Annotated in this window: 19 protein-coding genes; 15 read left to right on the forward strand and 4 right to left on the reverse strand. The window is 63.4% G+C overall.

Going from position 1 to position 19,019, the window contains the following annotated elements:
- Positions 1 to 6 precede the first annotated feature (6 nt).
- From kdpA to HMI60_RS15395, 5 genes are read left to right on the forward strand one after another with little or no spacing between them, the layout of a single operon-like run.
- On the forward strand, positions 7 to 1,674 hold the full coding sequence (gene kdpA, locus HMI60_RS15375) for a potassium-transporting ATPase subunit KdpA (protein ID WP_193589915.1): 1,668 nt from the start codon (positions 7 to 9) through the stop codon (positions 1,672 to 1,674).
- Positions 1,671 to 3,803 carry a potassium-transporting ATPase subunit KdpB gene (kdpB, locus tag HMI60_RS15380; RefSeq protein ID WP_193589916.1) on the forward strand — a complete coding sequence of 711 codons (2,133 nt, stop codon included), beginning with the start codon at positions 1,671 to 1,673 and terminating at the stop codon, positions 3,801 to 3,803. Before kdpA ends, kdpB begins: the two co-directional genes overlap by 4 nt.
- Positions 3,804 to 3,812: 9 nt before the next feature.
- Entirely contained in the window at positions 3,813 to 4,424 is a 612-nt protein-coding gene (kdpC, locus tag HMI60_RS15385; RefSeq protein ID WP_193589917.1) for a K(+)-transporting ATPase subunit C, read from the forward strand.
- Positions 4,425 to 4,457: 33 nt separating this feature from the next.
- Positions 4,458 to 7,067, forward strand: a complete 2,610-nt coding sequence (locus HMI60_RS15390; protein WP_110503750.1) for an ATP-binding protein — start codon at positions 4,458 to 4,460, stop codon at positions 7,065 to 7,067.
- Positions 7,067 to 7,741, forward strand: coding sequence for a response regulator (locus HMI60_RS15395; RefSeq protein WP_079580903.1), 675 nt, complete (start codon positions 7,067 to 7,069; stop codon positions 7,739 to 7,741). The genes HMI60_RS15390 and HMI60_RS15395 overlap by 1 nt, the downstream gene beginning before the upstream one ends.
- A gap of 33 nt (positions 7,742 to 7,774) precedes the next feature.
- On the opposite strand, the gene HMI60_RS15400 is transcribed toward HMI60_RS15395, so the two are convergent.
- Positions 7,775 to 8,227, reverse strand: coding sequence for an SRPBCC domain-containing protein (locus HMI60_RS15400; RefSeq protein ID WP_110503749.1), 453 nt, complete (start codon positions 8,225 to 8,227; stop codon positions 7,775 to 7,777).
- Positions 8,228 to 8,299: 72 nt separating this feature from the next.
- On the opposite strand from HMI60_RS15400, the gene HMI60_RS15405 reads away from it, so the two are divergent.
- The 4 genes from HMI60_RS15405 (at position 8,300) to HMI60_RS15420 (ending at position 11,494) form a co-directional block, all read left to right on the forward strand.
- Positions 8,300 to 9,499 carry a glycoside hydrolase family 26 protein gene (locus HMI60_RS15405; RefSeq protein ID WP_227453556.1) on the forward strand — a complete coding sequence of 400 codons (1,200 nt, stop codon included), beginning with the start codon at positions 8,300 to 8,302 and terminating at the stop codon, positions 9,497 to 9,499.
- A 96-nt stretch (positions 9,500 to 9,595) separates the two neighbouring features.
- Positions 9,596 to 10,333 carry a GAF and ANTAR domain-containing protein gene (locus HMI60_RS15410; protein WP_018776902.1) on the forward strand — a complete coding sequence of 246 codons (738 nt, stop codon included), beginning with the start codon at positions 9,596 to 9,598 and terminating at the stop codon, positions 10,331 to 10,333.
- Between the two features lie 79 nt (positions 10,334 to 10,412).
- Complete coding sequence (locus HMI60_RS15415) at positions 10,413 to 10,739, forward strand: helix-turn-helix transcriptional regulator (protein WP_110503748.1); 327 nt, start codon at positions 10,413 to 10,415, stop codon at positions 10,737 to 10,739.
- Positions 10,736 to 11,494 carry a cation diffusion facilitator family transporter gene (locus HMI60_RS15420; RefSeq protein ID WP_110503747.1) on the forward strand — a complete coding sequence of 253 codons (759 nt, stop codon included), beginning with the start codon at positions 10,736 to 10,738 and terminating at the stop codon, positions 11,492 to 11,494. The genes HMI60_RS15415 and HMI60_RS15420 overlap by 4 nt, the downstream gene beginning before the upstream one ends.
- On the opposite strand, the gene HMI60_RS15425 is transcribed toward HMI60_RS15420, so the two are convergent.
- Positions 11,478 to 11,891, reverse strand: a complete 414-nt coding sequence (locus HMI60_RS15425) for an STAS/SEC14 domain-containing protein (RefSeq protein ID WP_110503746.1) — start codon at positions 11,889 to 11,891, stop codon at positions 11,478 to 11,480. The two genes, HMI60_RS15420 and HMI60_RS15425, sit on opposite strands and share 17 nt — an antisense overlap.
- Positions 11,892 to 12,096: 205 nt before the next feature.
- On the opposite strand from HMI60_RS15425, the gene HMI60_RS15430 reads away from it, so the two are divergent.
- The 4 genes from HMI60_RS15430 (at position 12,097) to HMI60_RS15445 (ending at position 14,226) form a co-directional block, all read left to right on the forward strand.
- The gene (locus HMI60_RS15430; RefSeq protein WP_193589918.1) at positions 12,097 to 12,678 is read left to right on the forward strand and encodes a DUF1349 domain-containing protein; all 582 of its coding nucleotides are present in this window, start codon (positions 12,097 to 12,099) and stop codon (positions 12,676 to 12,678) included.
- A 165-nt stretch (positions 12,679 to 12,843) separates the two neighbouring features.
- The gene (locus HMI60_RS15435) at positions 12,844 to 13,305 is read left to right on the forward strand and encodes a hypothetical protein (protein ID WP_018776905.1); all 462 of its coding nucleotides are present in this window, start codon (positions 12,844 to 12,846) and stop codon (positions 13,303 to 13,305) included.
- A 20-nt stretch (positions 13,306 to 13,325) separates the two neighbouring features.
- Positions 13,326 to 13,733 (forward strand): ASCH domain-containing protein, encoded by a 408-nt coding sequence (locus HMI60_RS15440; protein WP_193589919.1) that lies wholly within the window; start codon positions 13,326 to 13,328, stop codon positions 13,731 to 13,733.
- A gap of 76 nt (positions 13,734 to 13,809) precedes the next feature.
- The gene (locus tag HMI60_RS15445; RefSeq protein WP_026267045.1) at positions 13,810 to 14,226 is read left to right on the forward strand and encodes a MarR family winged helix-turn-helix transcriptional regulator; all 417 of its coding nucleotides are present in this window, start codon (positions 13,810 to 13,812) and stop codon (positions 14,224 to 14,226) included.
- A 385-nt stretch (positions 14,227 to 14,611) separates the two neighbouring features.
- Here HMI60_RS15445 and HMI60_RS15450 read toward each other — a convergent pair whose 3' ends face one another.
- Positions 14,612 to 16,075 carry a YdiU family protein gene (locus tag HMI60_RS15450; protein ID WP_193589920.1) on the reverse strand — a complete coding sequence of 488 codons (1,464 nt, stop codon included), beginning with the start codon at positions 16,073 to 16,075 and terminating at the stop codon, positions 14,612 to 14,614.
- 95 nt (positions 16,076 to 16,170) lie between these two features.
- Here HMI60_RS15450 and HMI60_RS15455 point away from each other — a divergent pair, with 95 nt between their 5' ends.
- Positions 16,171 to 16,422 carry a hypothetical protein gene (locus HMI60_RS15455; protein ID WP_193589921.1) on the forward strand — a complete coding sequence of 84 codons (252 nt, stop codon included), beginning with the start codon at positions 16,171 to 16,173 and terminating at the stop codon, positions 16,420 to 16,422.
- A gap of 78 nt (positions 16,423 to 16,500) precedes the next feature.
- On the opposite strand, the gene HMI60_RS15460 is transcribed toward HMI60_RS15455, so the two are convergent.
- Entirely contained in the window at positions 16,501 to 16,893 is a 393-nt protein-coding gene (locus HMI60_RS15460; RefSeq protein WP_193589922.1) for a hypothetical protein, read from the reverse strand.
- 328 nt (positions 16,894 to 17,221) lie between these two features.
- On the opposite strand from HMI60_RS15460, the gene HMI60_RS15465 reads away from it, so the two are divergent.
- Positions 17,222 to 19,012: an NAD(P)/FAD-dependent oxidoreductase gene (locus HMI60_RS15465; RefSeq protein ID WP_193589923.1), complete on the forward strand. Its 1,791-nt coding sequence runs from the start codon at positions 17,222 to 17,224 to the stop codon at positions 19,010 to 19,012.
- Positions 19,013 to 19,019 lie beyond the last annotated feature (7 nt).

The raw sequence follows: 19,019 nt of genomic DNA on the forward strand, positions 1-19,019 counted from the left end.
CACCGGGTGGTCTTCAGTACTGCATCCTTCATCACCCAGGTCGCCGTCCTGGTGCTGGTTCTGGCTCTGCTCCACAAGCCCCTGGGCACGTACATGGCCCGGGTCTTCTCCAGCACCAAGCACGCAAAGCCGGAACGGATCTTCTACCGGCTCGCGGGGGTCGACGCCGGGACTGAACAGAGCTGGTCTGTCTATCTACGCAGCGTTCTGCTCTTCTCGCTCATCTCTATTCTGGTCATCTTCGCGTTGCAACGCCTCCAAGGCGTACTCCCCGGCAGCAACTCCCTGCCCGGCGTGGACCCGTGGGTCGCCATGAACACGGCCATCTCCTTCGTCACCAACACCAACTGGCAAACGTACGTGCCGGAGGCCACTGTGGGCATCTTCGTCCAGATGTGCCTGCTGGCCGTGCAGAACTTCCTCTCTGCCGCCGTCGGAATCGTGGTGGTCGTCGCCCTGATCCGTGGCATCGTGAGGACCAAAACCGACCGCCTGGGCAACTTCTGGGTGGACCTCGCCCGGGCATCGTTCCGCATCCTGTTGCCCATCGCGACGGTGGCGGCCATCGCCCTGGTGATTGGCGGCGTCGTACAGAACTTCTGGTCCACCGACGTCACCAACGCGGCCACGGGCGTCAACCAGACCATTCCCGGTGGCCCCGTCGCCTCACAGGAAGCCATCAAAGTCCTGGGCACCAACGGCGGCGGCTACTTCAACGCCAACTCAGCCCACCCCTTCGAAAACCCGAACGTTTTCACCAGCCTGTTCCAGGTGTTCCTCATCCTCCTCATCCCGTCCGCACTGCCATACATGTACGGGCGGATGGTGGGTGACCAACGCCAGGGCCACACCGTCGCCGCTGTGATGGGCGCGCTCTGGTTGACGTCCACTTGCCTGATGGCCTGGGCCGTTTCCTCCGCACAAGGAACGGCGACGGCGGCAGCCGGCGGCCTGGGCGAAGGCTTCGAACAGCGTCTGGGTCCGGCAGCGAGCTCAATCTTCGCCGCCTCCACAACGTTGACCTCCACCGGAGCAGTCAACGTCGCCCACGACTCCCTGCCTCCCTTGGCCGGCGGCGTGGCAATGCTGAACATGATGCTCGGCGAAGTAGCCCCCGGCGGAACCGGATCCGGGCTCTACGGCATGCTGGTGCTGGCCATCATCGCGGTCTTCATTGCCGGGCTGATGGTGGGAAGGACGCCTGAGTTCCTGGGCAAGAAGATCAGTCCCCGGGAAATGAAACTCGCGGCCCTGTACATCCTGGTGACGCCCACTCTGGTGCTAGTTCTCGCCGCTATCTCGGCGCTGCTCCCGGACGTGATGGCGAACACCCCGGCCTCCGGACCGCACCAGTTCAGTGAATTGCTGTACGCGTTCACTTCAGGCGCCAACAACAACGGCTCGGCCTTTGGCGGCATTACCAGCTCGGGCCCCTACCTCTCGACGCTGCTGGGCGTGGCGATGCTCCTGGGCCGGTTCCTGCCCATCGCCTTGGTACTTGCCCTTGCCGGGTCGCTGGCACGGCAAAGGAAAATCCCGGTCTCGTCCGGAACTGTTCCAACCCACGGCCTGTTGTTCGGCTCCTTGCTGCTGGGCGTGACGGTCATTCTCACCGCGCTCAGCTATTTCCCGGCCCTGGCTCTGGGCCCCCTCGCAGAAGGACTTATCAAATGACCAACTCCAGCACGGCTCCGGCCGCGGAGTCCACCAACCTCGCCAGCGGAACACCCGCCGACGCTCCCGCAGAACACAAACACCACACCAAGGCACCGGCCAAGCTCAATGCCGCCACCGTGCGGGCAGCCCTTCCTGTCGCGTTCAAGAAGCTCGACCCCCGGCAGATGGTCCACTCCCCCGTCATGTTCGTGGTGTTGGTGGGAGCCGCCGCCTGCACAGTGATCAGCGTCCTGAAACCGGACATTTTCGGCATCGCCGTCACCGCGTGGCTCTGGCTGACAGTGCTGTTCGGGACCCTGTCCGAAGCCATCGCCGAAGGCCGCGGCAAAGCCGAGGCGGACAGCCTCCGGGCAAGCCGCCAAGGAGTCACGGCACGGCTCCGCCAGGACGATGGAACCACCAAAGAGGTGCCCGGCACAGAACTGAAGCTCAACGACGTCGTCGTCTGTGAAGCCGGGGACGTCATCCCCTCCGACGGCGAAATCATCGAAGGCCTGGCCAGCGTGGACGAATCCACCATCACCGGCGAATCAGCCCCGGTCATCAGGGAATCCGGCGGCGACAGGTCCTCGGTAACCGGCGGAACCAAGGTCCTCTCCGACAGGATCGTTGTGCGCATCACCGCCGAGCCCGGGGAAACGTTCATCGACCGCATGATCAAGCTGGTGGAAGGCGCCGTACGGCAAAAGACCCCCAACGAGATCGCCCTCCACGTCCTGCTCGTCTCACTGACCATCGTGTTCCTGGTGGTCACCATGGCCCTGGCGCCCTTCGCTTCGCTGGCGAACGCCACGCCGTCGCCCATCGTGTTGGTGGCGCTGCTGGTCTGCCTCATCCCCACCACCATTGGTGCGTTGGTCCCGGCCATCGGCATCGCGGGCATGGACCGGCTGGTGCAGCACAACGTACTGGCAACATCCGGCCGGGCAGTGGAAACAGCCGGCGACATCACCACACTGCTGCTCGACAAGACCGGCACCATCACCTACGGGAACCGGCGTGCCGTGAACTTCTTCCCGGCCAACGACGTCGGACTCGATGAACTCACCGCCGCCGCCCGGCTCTCCAGCCTGGCCGACGAAACACCGGAAGGCCGCTCCATCGTGGAGCTCGCCGATGCCCGCGGTATCGGCGGTCCCGACCTCGCCGGACTGCGCACCGCCTACTCGGACATCACGGTTGTGGAGTTCACCGCCAGCACCCGGATGAGCGGGCTGGACCTGGACGGCCGCCTCATCCGCAAAGGCGCCGCATCCGCCGTCGGGCACTTTGTCACCGACGCCGGCGGTCGCCTCCCGGCTGAAGTCCAGCGCCGCGTGCAGGAGATTTCCGCCCAAGGCGGCACCCCGCTGCTGGTAGCCGAAAGCACGCACGACGGCGGCGCACGGGTTCTGGGAACAGTTCACCTTGCCGATGTGGTCAAGCCGGGCATGAGAGCCCGCTTCGCCGAGCTGCGCGCCATGGGAATCCGAACGGTGATGATCACCGGCGACAACCCGGTGACGGCCAAAGCGATCGCGGCGGAGGCCGGCGTCGACGACTTCGTTGCCGAAGCCACGCCCGAGGACAAACTCGACGTCATCCGCCGGGAGCAAAGTGAAGGACGCCTGGTGGCCATGACCGGAGACGGCACCAACGATGCTCCGGCCCTGGCGGCAGCGGATGTGGGGGTCGCCATGAACTCCGGTACGCCGGCGGCCAAAGAAGCAGCCAACATGGTGGACCTCGACTCGGATCCCACCAAACTGATCAACATTGTGGGCATCGGCAAGCAGCTGCTCATTACCCGGGGAGCTTTGACCACGTTCTCTGTGGCCAATGATGTTGCCAAGTACTTCGCCATTGTCCCGGCGCTGTTCACAGCAGCCTTCCCCGGGCTTGGACTGCTGAACATCATGGGGCTGGCCAGTCCGGCGTCGGCGATTCTGTCAGCCGTGATCTTCAACGCCCTCATCATCATTGTCCTGGTCCCCTTGGCATTGCGGGGCGTGAAGTACCGGGCAGTGTCAGCCAACCAGGCCCTGGGCCGGAATCTGCTGCTCTACGGACTGGGCGGTCTGGTTGCCCCGTTCCTCGGAATCAAACTCATTGACCTGGTCTTGTCCCTCATCCCAGGCATCGGCTAGGAGCCACCCATGAACACCATTTCCGGATACCTTCGCCAAGCAGGCACCTCAGCCAGGTTCCTGCTGCTGGCAACCATCGTGCTGGGTTTGCTCTACCCCCTGGTGGTCTTCGGCGCAGGGCAGCTGGTTGCGCCGTTCCAGGCCAACGGATCCATCGTGAAAGACTCCGCCGGGCGGCCGGCAGCATCAGCGCTCATAGCCCAGACCATGGCGGACGAATCAGGAACTCAGAGCCCCCAGTGGTTCCACGCCCGGCCATCCGCCGTCATGTGGGACCCGGCATCGTCCTCAGCAAGCAACCTAGGACCTAACGATCCCAAACTCCTGGACGCCGTGAACAGCAACCGTGCAGCTATCGCGGCAGCAGAGGGCGCCAACCCAGCCGACATTCCGGCTGATGCCCTCACGGCCAGCGGATCAGGCCTGGACCCGCACATTTCAAAGGCCTACGCGGATCTCCAGGTCCAGCGGGTTGCCAAAGCCCACGGACTCGAAACCGGCGACGTTCAGACCTTGGTGGACCAGCAGACCAGCAGCGGGCTCGAGGCCTTCCTCAGCCAGCCGTCGGTCAACGTGACCCTGCTGAATCTGGACGTCGCCCGGCTGGCCGCGAACCCGTGAGTAGCTTCGGTTCCCGAGTGGAAGAATGAGGACATGGCGCGGGCAACACTGAGGATTTTTCTGGGGGCAGCACCGGGCGTCGGCAAAACTTACGCAATGCTCGAAGAAGCCCACAGACTGCTGGGCCGCGGCGAAGACGTGGTGGTGGCATTCGCCATGCACCACGGACGCGCCGATACCCAAGCGCTCACCCAGGGGCTGGAGATCGTGCCGACCCGGTCCATCGAGTACCGGGGAAGCACCTTCGAAGAGATGGACCTGGACGCGGTCCTGGCCCGGCGCCCACACACCGCGGTCGTGGACGAGTATGCCCACACCAACATTCCCGGGAGCCGGAACCAGAAGCGCTGGCAGGACATTGAGGAATTGCTGGACGCGGGCATCAATGTCCTGTCCACGGTGAACGTGCAACACCTGGCCTCCTTGGGGGATGTTGTCAGCGCCATCACCGACGTCAAGCAGGCCGAAACCGTCCCGGACGACGTCGTGCGCCGCGCTGACCAGATCCATCTGGTGGACATTTCGCCTGAGCTGCTCCGGCAGCGCCTGGGCGATGGCAAGATCTACGATGCCGACAAGATCGACGCCGCCCTGTCCAATTACTTCCGGGTGGGCAACCTGACAGCACTGCGGGAATTGGCGCTGCTCTGGCTCGCTGACCGTGTGGACGAAGGATTGGCGCGCTACCGGGCAGAGAACCAGATCGAGGAAAGTTGGCCTGCCCGCGAGCGCATCGTCATTGGACTGACCGGGGGCGCCGAAGGCGAAGTACTGATCCGGCGTGCCGCGCGGATCCTCAAGAGGGTAAACGGCGGTGACCTCCTGGCCGTCCACGTCCGGGCCGCTGACGGTGTGGCCGCCGAGTCCCCCCAGGACCTGGAAGCCCAACGCACGCTGATCAAGGACCTCGGGGGCAGCTACCACACCGTCTCCGGAGAAGACCCTGCCAAGGCGCTGCTGGACTTCGCCCGGAGTGTGAACGCCACCCAGATCGTGGTGGGAGTATCACGCCGCAAATTCCCCGCGAACCTGCTCAGCGGTGGCGTGGGAAGCCGAGTCGTCAGAGGATCCGGCGACATCGACGTCCACATGGTCTCCCACCCCCTGGGAGGCCGGGGCCTGGAGCGCACCCGCAAACGCGACCTCGGGCGCGTGCGTGTAGCCGTTGGTTTTGCCATGGCCGTGATCGTTCCGGTGCTGCTGCAGCTGGTGCTTGCGGCAGCCCCAACCCACAACATTGCCACGGCAGTGCTGATCCAGCTCAGCGGCTCGGTAGCCGTTGCCCTGGTGGGTGGCTTGTGGCCCGCCCTTCTGGGTGCGCTCTGGAGCAGCGTCCTGGTGAACTACTTCTCCATCCCGCCGATGGGGACACTGACCATCAGTGACCCACAGAACCTCCTGGCCCTCCTGGTGTTCGCCGGAGTTTCTTCCGCGGTGGCTGTGGTGGTGGACCTCTCCGCTCGGCGCTCGAAGGAGGCAGCACGCGCACGCTCTGAAGCAGCCACCCTGGCAGACCTCACCCGCGGGGCAACCACCGCAGAAGACCCCGTGCAGGATCTCCTGGAACAAGCACTGGAAGTCTTCCAGGTCCACGGCGCGGCACTGTACGTTTCCTCCGCCGCGGACAACCGGCAGCTCCGGCCGTCCCCAGCAGAGCCGGAATGGCGCCGCGTCGCTGCTGCGGGCAGCACCCAAGGTGACCAGGACGACGTCGACAACATTGAACAGGTGGACAGCACCACCAGGCTGGTCCTCAGCGGCCGGATACTGCCCGCCAGCGATCGTCGGCTCCTCGGAGCCTTCGGCGCGCATCTGTCCGCTTTGCTCGAACGTGGCCAGCTCGCCGCCACCCGCCGGGAAGTGACGCGGCTGGCCGAAAGCAACACCATGCGGACCTCCATCCTCAGGGCCGTTTCGCATGACCTCCGCACACCCCTGGCGGGCATCAAGCTCGCTGTTGGAGGGCTGCGCCAGCCTGGCGTGCAGTACACCGAGGACGAAGAGCAGGAACTGCTGGCAACCATCGACGAATGCTCGGACCGCCTGGACGGGTTAGTCGGCAATCTGCTGGACATGTCCCGCATCACTTCAGACTCCGTCAACGCCCTCATCAAGCCCCTGCGCTGGTACGACGTGATCCCCGCCGCCCTGCACGGCATCGCACCTGGACGGGTCAGGGTGGACCTGCCACCCAACATGCCCGAAGTGGACGCCGACGCCGGCATGCTGGAACGGGTCATCGCGAACATCGTGGAAAATGCCGTGAAATACGCCCCTGACTCCGAGGTGGTCATCGCCGGCGCCGCGGGAGGGTTCAGCACCACAACCCTGGACGGCAGGCCCGCCGGCGAACTGCGCATCATTGACCACGGCCAAGGCGTCCCGGCCAGCAACGTCCTGAAAATGTTCCAGCCCTTCCAACGGCTGGACGATGTTCCCGCGACCACAGGAGTGGGCCTGGGCCTTGCCGTAGCCCAAGGATTCACCGAGGCCATGGGTGGCACACTCACCGCCGAAGAAACACCCGGAGGCGGACTCACCATGCTCATCAGGCTTCCCCTCTCCACAGGTCCCGCCCCGGACCTGCCGCAACGCCCCGCGGCTCCCTCTGTTACCGCACTGCCTGCCCCGAAAGGCCCCTAGTGAACATTCTGGTCGTGGACGACGACCCCCACATTGTCAGGGCGCTCGCCATCACCTTGAAAGGCCAGGGATACACGGTGGTGACCGCCACCGATGGAGAGTCCGCTCTTCGCGCCGCCGCCCAACGACCCATCGCGGTGATGATCCTGGACCTCGGCCTGCCCGACATGGACGGGAACGCCGTCATCGCTGCAGTTCGTGAATGGAGTGCTGTACCGATTCTGGTGCTCTCCGCCCGGCACGGCTCCAACGACAAAGTCGAAGCCTTGGACGCAGGGGCTGACGATTACATCACCAAGCCCTTCGGGTTGGAGGAACTCCTGGCAAGGCTGCGGGCGTTGTTGCGCCGAAGCACCGAACCCAGCGAAGAGATCACCAGGGTAGAGACCAGCTCCTTCACAGTGGACCTGGGCAAGAGGCAAATCACCAAGGCCGGCCAGGACGTCCGTATGACACCCACGGAATGGAACATCCTGGACATCCTGGTCAGGAACCCGGACAAGCTCATCACCCAGCAGCAACTCCTCACGGAAGTCTGGGGACCGGCCTATGCCAAGGAAGCCAACTACCTCCGCGTCTACATGGCCCAGCTCCGCCGAAAACTCGAAAAAGAACCGGGGAGCCCCCGTCACCTGATCACCGAGCCAGGGATGGGCTACAGGTTTGTCCCCTGAGTCCGGCAGGTGCCCGCACCGCCGTCGTCATTCTCAAGCTTTTTCGGCAGCCGCTTTCAGGTCTGCGGCGAACTGGGTGAAACTGGCGTCGAAGGACGGAATCTTATTGGCGAAGAGCGGGAAGACGGGCCCGCCTATCTTCTCCGCCATCTCGAAGCGGGACCGGCCGTCGTTGGTCTCGGTGATGGTGTAAGTCCGGGTTCCCAGAGCGTCACCCCAGGCGAGCTTGGCAGGCGCTTGGAATTCCTTGACTTTGAGTTTGAACGTGCGGCTGGGGTCCAACGTGGACACCAAGGTGATCTTCGATCCCGGAGCAATCTCACCGTCCACCGACACCACCGTGGAATTCCACGTGGGGTAATTCCCGGCGTCGGTCAACAGCCCCCACACCTTGGAGGGAGGCGCGTCGATGAGAGTGGCTACCCGCGTCTCACGACTGAATGTCTTGCTGGTAGTGGTGGCAGTTCCATCGGATATCTCAGACATGGCTTCCGGCTCCTCTACGCGGGAATGCGGTGATGATGATGATGCTACAGGTGCGCTGCTACATTGAAAGCCATGATTTGGGGAGCCCGTAAATTCTTTGCTGCTGTCACTGGCGCGGCCCTGCTGGGGAGTTCCCTGAGCGCTTGCGTTGGACCACAGCCAGGCTCCACCACTTCGCCGCTCCCCACGTGCCGGGCCGCCTTTCCTTCGGCACCATCTGAAGGCATCCTGGCCGGCGTGAATCTGGACTGGGAGCACGAAACCCTTGAGCAGTACGCGACGAACCTCGGGCAACGGCCCGCTGTCACGGTGACGTTCACCGACTTTCCCATGTCGGGGACAGATAGAGGGAACGTTGAAGCCGCGTTCGAGCAGATCCGTGCCAACGGCGGGACGATGCTGCTCACCCTCGAGCCCAAGCAAGGGTTGGCTTCCGTCACACCGGAGGTTGCCGTCGAGTTATCAACCATGCTGGCCCGCTTCAACAACGCAGGCGTTCCCGTGATCGTCCGGTTCGCCCACGAGATGAATGGGTCCTGGTACGCCTGGGGCCAGCAACCCACGGCCTACGTGGCCGCCTATCAGCGCGTGGCCACAGCAGTTCATGCAAAGGCCGCAGGAAGCGCCATGATGTGGGCCCCGAACTATGGCGGCGGATACCCCTTTAGCGGCGGTAAGTATCAAGCCGTAGCCGGAACACCGGAGTTCGCTGCGTTGGACACCAACAAAGATGGCGAAGTCACCGGCGTTGACGATCCCTACGCCCCCTACTACCCCGGGGATGATGCAGTGGATTGGGTGGGCATGTCCCTCTACCACTGGGGCAATACCTACCCTTGGGGTGCCAACGTCATTCCCGAACAGGGCAAATTCCTTCAGCAACTGACCGGCAACTACAACGGTGCCGGCGGCGACGATCTCGCCGTCCCGGACTTCTATACCGAGTACGGGACCGCCCGGAACAAACCCGTGGCCATCCCTGAGACTGCGGCCCTCACGGTCGCATCAGGCGAGGGTGCCGACGCTTTGGCCATTAAAGAGGCCTGGTGGGGTCAGCTCTTCGATCCGGCCATCCCCACGGACTACCCCGCCCTGAAAATGATCAACTGGTTCGAATGGGACAAGAACGAGGTTGAGGTGAAGGCCACCGTGGACTGGACGGCAACCAAAAATCCCCAGGTGCGCGAGGCGTACACGGCGGCCCTCCCGGGCTGGTTCACCTTCGCCGACGCTCCCGCAGCATGTTCGCCCGCCGGAGACGCACCATCCTGAGCCCCTGCGCGCACACCAGCATTAGGGGGCCAGAGCAGGGAGATAGGGGGCTGCAGCAGGGAGCAGGCGCGGCTGGAGTGGCCTACCATTAGGCGCATGGAGACCTTTGACCCTACCGAGCACATCCGCGGGCTCCACGAGCTGGTGGCTGGCTCCGCGGACATCAAGGCAATCCTCGATGGCCTGACCCGGTTCGCATCAACTGCCATCAGCCAAGCCAGCGGAGCCCGGATCGATTGTGCCGTGACACTTCGCCGGCGCAAACGCACAGCCACCGTTGCGGGCAGCAGTGAGAAGGCTGTGCACCTGGACCATATTGAACAAACCCTCAAGGAGGGTCCCTGCCTGGAAGCTCTGGACAAGGGGCGCCCGGTGCTGCTGGCCGACGTCGAAACTGACATCGACTGGCCCGAGTACAGCCGGCTGCTTGCAGCGGAAGGCGTCCACAGCGCCCTCGGGGTGCCTATGATGCTGGGCGAAACCTCGGAGGCAGTTCTGAACTTCTTCGCGCCGGCGCCGGGACTCTTCACCGAGGACGTCATAAGGGAGGCCACTGATTTCGCGGACGTTGCCGGAAGCACGTTGCGCCTTGCTATCCGGATCGAAGCCACAGAGCAGCTGAACACGGACCTGAAGGCCGCCATGGCCAGCAGAACAGTGATTGACCTTGCCTGCGGCGTGATCATGGCCCAGAACCGCTGTGGACACGACGAGGCGTTCCAGCTGTTGACCACCGCCTCCAGCCACCGAAACCAGAAACTCCGCGTCGTAGCCGAAGAGATTGTTGAAAGGGTAACCGGGAGCAGCGACGGAAAGCTCAACTTCGAGGACTAGCTGCAGTAACCCGAAAGAGCCGCGTAACGGCCTTAGGTACATCATTGGATGAATACACTCATCGATGTACTCTAAAGTTATGCAGGTTCTCTCCAACGCACCGGTCCTCGCCAGATTTGGCTACGCGATCTCGGACGCCACCCGAGCCAAGGTTCTGTTGGCCCTTGCCGAGGCTCCGTCCTTCCCGTCCGACTTGGCAGACGCGATTGGCGTATCACGGCAAAGCATGTCCAATCACCTGACGTGCTTGCGAGGGTGCGGACTGGTGGTCGCGATCCCCGACGGCCGCCGTACCCGCTATGAACTCGCCGATCCCCGGCTGGGCCATGCCATCAAGGACCTGATGAGCGTCGTCCTCTCCGTCGATCCCGCCTGCTGCGCACCCGACGGGAGCTGCATCGCATGAGCACATTCCAAGAAACAATGCACCCCGCGCGCCGGCTCACCTTGATGCGCCGCATTCGGATTTTCGCTGCAGCCACCATCAGCTATAACGTCATCGAGGCCGCCGTGGCGCTGTGGGCCGGCGGCGTCGCGGATTCCTCGGCGCTGGTCGGCTTCGGTCTCGACTCAATCATCGAAGTCACGTCCGCCTTGGCATTGTCCTGGCAGTTCTCCAGCAAGGATCCGGAACGGCGTGAACATCTCACCCTCCGGGTGATCGCGCTTTCCTTCTTTGCCTTGGCCGCGTTCGTGGCCCTCGACGCCGTCCGCTCGCTGACAGGGGCCGGAGAAGCCCGGCACTCCACCGCAGGCATCATCATTGCCGCCCTTAGCCTGGCCATCATGCCGGTACTGTCCTGGGCACAGCGCACCGCGGGCCGGGAGCTCGGCTCAAGGACCGCCGTCGCCGATTCGAAACAGACGCTCCTGTGCACGTACCTTTCTGCCGTCCTGCTGATCGGACTGGTGCTCAACAGCACCCTGGGGTGGTGGTGGGCGGACGCCGGCGCCGCACTGGTCATAGCCGGCATCGCCGTCAGGGAAGGCATCAACGCCTGGCAGGGGGACAGCTGCTGCGCACCTGTGGTGCAGCACCCGAAAGGCACGGGTGAATCGGTCACTATCGGCACCAAGGAAACGGACGCAACAGATTCCTGCTGTGCCGGGTGTGCACCTTCGGCAACCCCGCTCCCGGGGATCTCTATCGAAAGCCGGTAGGCCGCCCGGCAGAAACAGACGCGCCCTCAGCAGTGGAAGCTTCAGCCAGCCACCCCAACGCCTCCAGTCGCGACGTGAAAAACATGGTGGGGCACGGAACCTTGCTGGTGTGAAGCTGGTACTGGACCACGGTGCGGTCCACCGGGCTCTCTCCCAGTAACGCGATCCTGGACGCGGCGCACGGTTCCTCGAAGACCTCCCGCGCCCGACGGCTCAGGAACCCAGTGGCAGCCATGTCCACCAGCAGCGGGAGTTTCCGACCGTTCGCAAGTCTATTGACGGCATCCACGGCCGCACGGGCGTTCCCCGCTTCGATGCGCACGCCGTGGTTCCACACCAGATGCAGGACACCCTTTTCCAGACGGAGGACGCTGTCGTCCAACTCAATCTGTTCCATCCTGCACCTCCTACGTAACCGTCCCCTGCCCCTGCGGTGATCCGCTGGACTTAGTAAAGAACAATTATCTGCCCTGCGCCCGAGTAATCGGTACTTGCCTTTTGTCTCCGTCGGCATTAGGAACTACCTACCCGTACGCGCGCAATTGGCACTGTCGTGCCATGTGTCAAAGTGGAGTCACTGATCGCGGGAAACAAGGAGCACTGTGAGTACGGAACTAGCGTGGAGCCGCGGCGAGTGGACCAACCAGCCGGCCGCCGTCGTCGAGGATGGAACTGACCTGCTGGTTACCGCAGCCGAAGGCAGCGACGCCTGGCGCGTCACCTCCTACGGTTTCGTGCACGACACCGAACACGCGCTGCTTGCCCCGTTTCCGCTGGACAGCGCCATGGAGGTTGAGTTCACCGCCGCGTTCTCGCAGCAGTTCGACCAGGCGGGGATTTTCGTCCGAGTCAGCGCCGGGCATTGGGTCAAGGCAGGCGTTGAATTCGCCGACGGCGCCGCTCAACTGGGCGCAGTGGTCACCGACCGTTTCTCGGACTGGTCTTTGGCGCCGGTCCCGGAATGGAACGGCGGCCGGGTACGTGTGCGCATCAGCCGCTCGGGCGACGCACTGACCATCCGGGCCGCGGCAGGGACCGGCCCGCTGCAACTGGTGCGCGTGGTTCCTTTCTCCCCGGAGCTGGCCGCCTTCGCCGGCCCATTCACCTGCGCCCCGACCCGCGCCGGACTCACCGTTCCGTTCCACTCCTGGCGGGTTTCTCCCCCTGACGGCCAGCTCCACTGACGATTGGCTTGCGGGGTGGTCACTTCATGAGATTATGGAGACTTCCGCAGCTTGCCATCGACGGCGTCTGCAACACAGTCGGCTCCGTAACAGTCCTATGGGGGGCACATCACGGTGGAAGATACTGCAAGTCTTTGGCGTACTGACCCTTCGACATTCCGCGACGTGGTGATCGACCGCGCCGCACTGGAAGCTGCACTGGCCGGCGATTGTCCGCCCATGGAGCGCGTAAGGTACCTGGGCTTGCTCCGCCGGGACACTGAAGCCCTGGACGAAGGCTTCAAGCTTCTACCCGACTCCCCCGACCGCCGCGAGTTGCTGCTGATTCTCGCCCAGGTCTACCAACGGCAATACCGCTGGCACGATGCCGCAGTTCTTCACGAAAAGGCGCTCCGGACCGTTCGGACACCCGACGAGGAAGCCTACGTCCGCCACCACATTGGCCGCCGCCTGTTCGACGAAGCCCGTTTCCGTGCCGCTGCAGACGAGTTCCAGTGGGCCGCGGACCTCTACCGGGTGGCCGGCAACCTCGAAGCGGTGGAAGAGAACCGCCAGGCCATGCGCCGGGCCTTGCAAGTGCACAGCGACGAGCGAAGCGGCGGACGTCCGGCGTTCGAGCTCTCCTGACTTAGTGATTAGCTGTTCGTATGCATGAACAGCTCCCCATCGTTGAATTCGCCTTCCCCGGGCCACTTCGCGATCGCTTGGTCAGTGCGATCCTGGCTGGCCGCAAGACTGCTACAACTTCCCTTCTCCACGAATACGAGGTCGGCAACGAACCGCTGCCCGTTGTCGGGCACAGGGGTGCGGTCATCGATTCGGATGGACAGAGGGTGGCGGTGATTCACACTACCGCGGTCCGGATCGTCCCACTCCGCGATGTTCCGTTGGATCACGTGCTGGCCGAAGGAGAGGGGTACGGTACGGTCACAGATTGGCTGGTCGGCCACACCGAATTCTGGTCATCAGAGCCAATGAAGGCGGAGCTTGGCGAGGATTTCACCATCACCGACTCATCGCTTGTTGTACTTGAACAATTCAGGGTCGCCGGTTGACCACCGCCCTTACGTCCAACGGCTGATGTAGCATAGTAAGCAAGCTGACTATTTGCGATAGGCCGGGGGTGCCTGAATGCCTGATATGGACCGTTGGCCAACCAGCCGGTTGCTGTCTACGGCAGCGAGACTGGTGGAGCTGGCATGGAACGAAAAACTGCGCCCGCTTGGCCTCACCTATCCGGCAGTGCTCACCCTCGATGCCGTGGCAACGGGTGGGCCCATCACCCCTGGAAAACTGGCCCAGAACGTCCGCGTGCAGGCGCAGACCATGGGCCCGCTCCTCAACAGGCTCGAAGCCCGCGGATACATCCTCAAAGAACCCAACCGCTTTGACCGACGCAGCCAACTGGTGTCGATCACCCCATTGGGCCTTGACCTGTTGGAACAGTCCCACGGCCAGGAAAACTCGGTGCTCTCCACCATCAATCTGGACTCCGAGGGACTCCGCGACGAACTCATGGCCATCGTGCGGGACACCCCCTTCCACTAGCTCTCAGGGGCCTGCGTAGACGGAACCCTCCGCGGCAAGGCAGTATGGAGTTAACGCTGATGAAGTCCGGCGCTAGAAAAGTTGTATCTCCACACCCCGGGCCAGCGTGACGTACTGCGATGCCCGGACCAAGCAAAAGGGCATCATGAGTGAACTTCGAATAGGCGACAGCCTCCCCGTAGACCTTCTTAGCTTCAGGGCAGCAGAATGCCTTGTATCAACAGGCGCGCCTGAATCAGAGGATGTCTGTGTTCTGGATGCAGGGCACACCGGCAACCACCTGGCTGCCGGTGCAGACATGGTAGTCAGGGCCGTCTGGAGCTAAGGCAAAGGACAATGCCAAGGGGAAGCGACCCAGCCGGGTCGCTTCCCCTTGGCATTTAACCTACGTGCCGCAGAAAGTCCGGTACGGGCCGAAACTCTCAGGCGCCGGAGCCGCGAACTTCTCCAGTCCAGGGCGTTCCGAATAAGGCGAACCGAGCGCCTCCAGCAGTTTCGCCGTCGGGCCCGTGTCCCCGTTCGTCGCAGCCGCGAGAGCTTCCTCCACAAGGTGGTTCCGCGGAATATAGACCGGGTTGACCCGGTCCATGGCATCAGCGTCGGGCTTCTGGGCCCGCCACCGTCCCAGCCAGTCGTCAAACGCGGGGAGATCGAGAAGCACGCGGCGGACGGGCTCGGCATCCCCGCGGGCAGCTTCGCCGAGGTTGCGGAAGAACGAGGTGTAATCGGCGCGCGCCTCCTGGACCAGCTTCAGGAGGTCATCCACCAAAGGCGAGGCAACGGCGTCGTCGATTCCCTCCGGAAGCCCCAGCTTGGCTTGCATGCCACTGAACCAGGCAGCACTGTACTGCTGCCGGAAACCGCCCAGTGCTTCGACGGCGAGCGCCACCGCCTGCTCCTCGTCATCATGGATCAAGGGCACCAACGATTCCGCGAACCGGGCCAGGTTCCACTCGGCCGCCACCGGCTGGTTGCGGTAGGCGTACCGGCCCTGCTCATCGATGGAGCTGTACACCGCACCGGGATCGAACCCGTCCATGAAGGCGCATGGACCGTAGTCGATGGTTTCGCCGGACACCGTCATGTTGTCCGTGTTCATGACGCCGTGGACGAAGCCCACCAGCATCCACTGGGCTACAAGCCGCGCCTGGACGGCTATGACGCCCTTGAGCAGGGCGAGGTACGGATTGTCTTCGGTGCTCGACGACGGGTGGTGGCGTTCGATTGCATGATCGGCCAGGCGGCGCAACAGTTCGATGTCGTTGCCGGCCCTCGCGTACTGGAAGCTGCCCACCCGGATGTGGCTGCTCGCCACGCGGGTGAGGACCGCGCCCGGGAGGACCGTCTCGCGCTGGACCGATAGGCCCGTGGCGACGACCGCCAAGGACCTGGTGGTCGGAATATTCAAGGCGTGCATCGCTTCACTGACGATGTACTCGCGCAGCATGGGTCCGACGACGGCCCGGCCATCGCCGTTCCGCGCGAATGGCGTCCGGCCGGAACCCTTCAAATGGATGTCGCGTAGCTTCCCGTCAGCGTCGGCGACCTCACCCAAAAGCAGCGCGCGCCCGTCCCCCAACCGCGGCGAATAAAAACCGAACTGGTGCCCGGAATAGCCCTGTGCCACCGGGGTTGCATCCTCCGGCAGGGCGTTGCCGATCAGCAGCCGCACGCCCTCCGGGCTCCGCAGGAAACCAGGGTCAAAGCCAAGTTCGACGGCGAGTGGTTCATTGACCAGCAGAAGCTGCGGATCCGGGGCCTCCTCCGCCCGCCACGGAACAGCCAGCTCGGGGAAGTCGCGGGCGAAGTGGCCCTCGAAGGCAATGGTCGATTCGGCGGAGTGGCTCATCAATTAAGGATAGGGCGGTTTTGGGCGGGGGTGGTAAGGATGCTGAGCGACGCGGACTGCAAGACTCAGGGTGTCCGCGGGTTATCCTTCAAACCGTGACTACTACAACCGACACCACCGAGACCGAGATTCAACGAAGGCTCGGCCAGTCGTATAAGAAGACCTCAATCATCCTGGGCGTCATCGGCATCTTCATCCTGGGGATTCCTTTGGGCATCGCGGCCTTTATCTTTGCCCGCAAAGCCGAGACCCAAGGCGTCAAGGCCACTGCTGGGATCGTGCTGGCTGTCCTTGATATCGTCCTGGCGATCGTGGTCATGGTAGTGCTCAAGCCGTTCAACATTTAGGCGGGCGCACTCCCCTCCCTTCCGGCCTCTACGGCTGAAAGAGCGGGCCAACAGCGATTAACACCCGACAGCTCCGGCTCAAGGAATGGTGACTTGCTCGTCGACCCGCTCCGTGAACGGGAGCCTGTCCGGACAGGCCACGGATGCCATCACCGGCCCTTCGGGTTTTGCTGTGTATCGCACACACGCGCTGACAGTTCGCTGTTCAGCCCACCAACCCCCACTGGTGGTTAGGTGTTCGCGGAAGTACCGGTCGGCATGGAAGTTGCCGTCGGCCTCCCAACCGAACGAGTAAGTGACGCTGTTTCCCTGTAACTTTGAGCGCACGGCGTCCCTGTCGGACGTATCCGTGGCCGCGGTAAACCCGATGAACCAGTCCATACCCTCTGCAGCGCGGTCCCGGATGGCGCTTCGTCCCAGTTCCTCGATGCCGGGCCGGGCACATGAGGACAAGGCCACCAGGATGACCATTGCGCAGCAAAGCGTCCAGCCACGTCTCATTCATTCCCCCAAAACTTATGAAACCCCAGCCTAACCCTGGGCGGGCACCAGCGGACGGTGACGCGTCCGCCGTCGTACATCGCCACCATCGATCGCTCCCCCGCGAGTCCCCTGGAACGTCGAGCGCCTGACCACGAAGCTGAAGAGCGAGTACTCCATTGTTGGAGGGTAGCTTTCACCCCCAACGTCCCGTGTAACCCTCTTGTAACCCCCTCCGCCCTTTACTTGTGACGTGGGCCACTTTCCAGCGAATGATGTGCCGGATGGTGTCCACTCGCAAGCAACGGAAAGAGGAATCATGCCTGACACACCCAACGGTGCTATGGAAACCTGGCTGGCGCAGTTCGACGCAGCCCTGCGCAGCCGGGACATCGAAGCAGCACTGGCGCTGTTTGATGACGAATCGTATTGGCGCGACTTCGTCTCCTTCACCTGGAACCTCAAGACCCTTGAGGGCAAGGCCGGGATCAAGGACATGCTGGAGGCCGTGCTCGGCGATGTCCAGCCATCCAACTGGGCCTTGGCCGAGGACGCCGCGGGCGACGCCATGAACCCCGAAGCCTGGGTCAATTTCGAGACCCTGCAAGGAAAGGGCTACGCACACCTGCGGCTCCGCAACGGAAAGTGCTGGACACTGCTGACAACCATGCAGGAGCTCAAAGGATACGAAGAAAAGAAGGGCCCCCACCGCGAACAAGGAGTGGCCCACAGTATCGAAAAAGGCAGGAAGTCCTGGCTGGAACGCAAAGAGGAAGAAGCTGCCAGGCTCGGCTATGAGGACCAGCCCTACGCCCTGGTCATTGGCGGCGGGCAGGGCGGCATCGGCCTCGGTGCACGGCTCCGGAGACTGGGCGTGCCCACCATTATTGTGGACAAGAACGCCCGTCCCGGCGACGCCTGGCGAAACCGGTACAAGTCCCTCCACCTGCACGACCCCGTCTGGTACGACCACCTGCCGTATCTGAACTTCCCCGACGACTGGCCGGTCTTCGCAGCCAAGGACAAGATCGGCGACTGGCTTGAGCACTACACCAGCATCATGGAGCTCAACTACTGGTCCAATACCGAATGCACCAAAGCCCGGTGGGATGAGGAAAGCGGTACGTGGGAGGTCACCGTCATCCGCGACGGCGAACGGGTCACCTTGCGTCCCCGGCAGCTTGTCTTCGCCCTGGGCGTTTCCGGCTACCCCAACATCCCGGTCTTCGACGGCGCCGACTCCTTCCTTGGGGAGCAATACCACTCCTCCAAGCACCCCGGCGGTGGAGACTGGACCGGCAAGAAAGCTGTAGTGATCGGCTCCAACAATTCCGCCCACGATATCTGCGCGGACCTCTGGGAGCACGGAGCGGACGTGACCATGGTCCAACGTTCATCCACCCACATCGCCCGGAGCGAATCCCTGATGGACCTGGCCCTTGGCGATCTCTATTCCGAAAAAGCACTGGCCAACGGAGTGACCACCGAAAAGGCCGACCTCCTCTTCGCTTCCCTGCCCTACCGCATCCTTCCGGAGGCCCAGGTGCCGGTGTACCAGGAAATGGCAAAGCGCGACGCCGGGTTCTACTCCCAGCTCGAAGCCGCCGGATTTGAGCTGGACTTCGGAGTGGACGGTTCCGGCCTGTTCCTCAAGTACCTGAGGCGCGGCTCCGGCTACTACATCGACGTCGGCGCATCGCAGCTGATCATCGACGGCCGCGTGAAGCTCGCCAACGGCCAGGTCAACAAAATTACCGGCAACGCCGTGATCATGGACAACGGCGACGAACTCGAAGCCGACGTGATCATCTACGCAACCGGTTACGGCTCCATGAACGGCTGGCTCGCCGACCTCGTCTCACCCGAAGTGGCAGACCAAGTGGGCAAGTGCTGGGGGTACGGCTCCGACACCCCCAAAGACCCCGGGCCCTGGGAAGGAGAACTGCGCAATATGTGGAAACCCACCAACGTGGAGAACCTCTGGATCCACGGCGGAAACCTGCACCAAAGCCGGCACTACTCCAAGTACCTCGCCCTGCAGCTCAAGGCCCGGATGGAAGGGCTCCCCACCCCCGTGTACAGCCTGCAGCCATCCCACCACACCCGCTGAAGGAGCC

It is taken from the genome of Paenarthrobacter sp. YJN-D (genome assembly GCF_015040335.1).
GTDB classification, from domain to species: domain Bacteria; phylum Actinomycetota; class Actinomycetes; order Actinomycetales; family Micrococcaceae; genus Arthrobacter; species Arthrobacter nicotinovorans.

What these genes read in the sequence shown, in the direction of transcription:
- kdpB (WP_193589916.1), top strand. Translation starts at nt 1,671, where the DNA reads ATGACCAACTCCAGCACGGCTCCGGCCGCGGAGTCCACCAACCTCGCC.
- kdpC (WP_193589917.1), top strand. Translation starts at nt 3,813, where the DNA reads ATGAACACCATTTCCGGATACCTTCGCCAAGCAGGCACCTCAGCCAGG.
- HMI60_RS15390 (WP_110503750.1), top strand. Translation starts at nt 4,458, where the DNA reads ATGGCGCGGGCAACACTGAGGATTTTTCTGGGGGCAGCACCGGGCGTC.
- HMI60_RS15400 (WP_110503749.1), bottom strand. Translation starts at nt 8,227, where the DNA reads ATGTCTGAGATATCCGATGGAACTGCCACCACTACCAGCAAGACATTC.
- HMI60_RS15405 (WP_227453556.1), top strand. Translation starts at nt 8,300, where the DNA reads ATGATTTGGGGAGCCCGTAAATTCTTTGCTGCTGTCACTGGCGCGGCC.
- HMI60_RS15410 (WP_018776902.1), top strand. Translation starts at nt 9,596, where the DNA reads ATGGAGACCTTTGACCCTACCGAGCACATCCGCGGGCTCCACGAGCTG.
- HMI60_RS15415 (WP_110503748.1), top strand. Translation starts at nt 10,413, where the DNA reads ATGCAGGTTCTCTCCAACGCACCGGTCCTCGCCAGATTTGGCTACGCG.
- HMI60_RS15420 (WP_110503747.1), top strand. Translation starts at nt 10,736, where the DNA reads ATGAGCACATTCCAAGAAACAATGCACCCCGCGCGCCGGCTCACCTTG.
- HMI60_RS15425 (WP_110503746.1), bottom strand. Translation starts at nt 11,891, where the DNA reads ATGGAACAGATTGAGTTGGACGACAGCGTCCTCCGTCTGGAAAAGGGT.
- HMI60_RS15440 (WP_193589919.1), top strand. Translation starts at nt 13,326, where the DNA reads ATGCATGAACAGCTCCCCATCGTTGAATTCGCCTTCCCCGGGCCACTT.
- HMI60_RS15445 (WP_026267045.1), top strand. Translation starts at nt 13,810, where the DNA reads ATGCCTGATATGGACCGTTGGCCAACCAGCCGGTTGCTGTCTACGGCA.
- HMI60_RS15450 (WP_193589920.1), bottom strand. Translation starts at nt 16,075, where the DNA reads ATGAGCCACTCCGCCGAATCGACCATTGCCTTCGAGGGCCACTTCGCC.
- HMI60_RS15460 (WP_193589922.1), bottom strand. Translation starts at nt 16,893, where the DNA reads ATGGTCATCCTGGTGGCCTTGTCCTCATGTGCCCGGCCCGGCATCGAG.
- HMI60_RS15465 (WP_193589923.1), top strand. Translation starts at nt 17,222, where the DNA reads ATGCCTGACACACCCAACGGTGCTATGGAAACCTGGCTGGCGCAGTTC.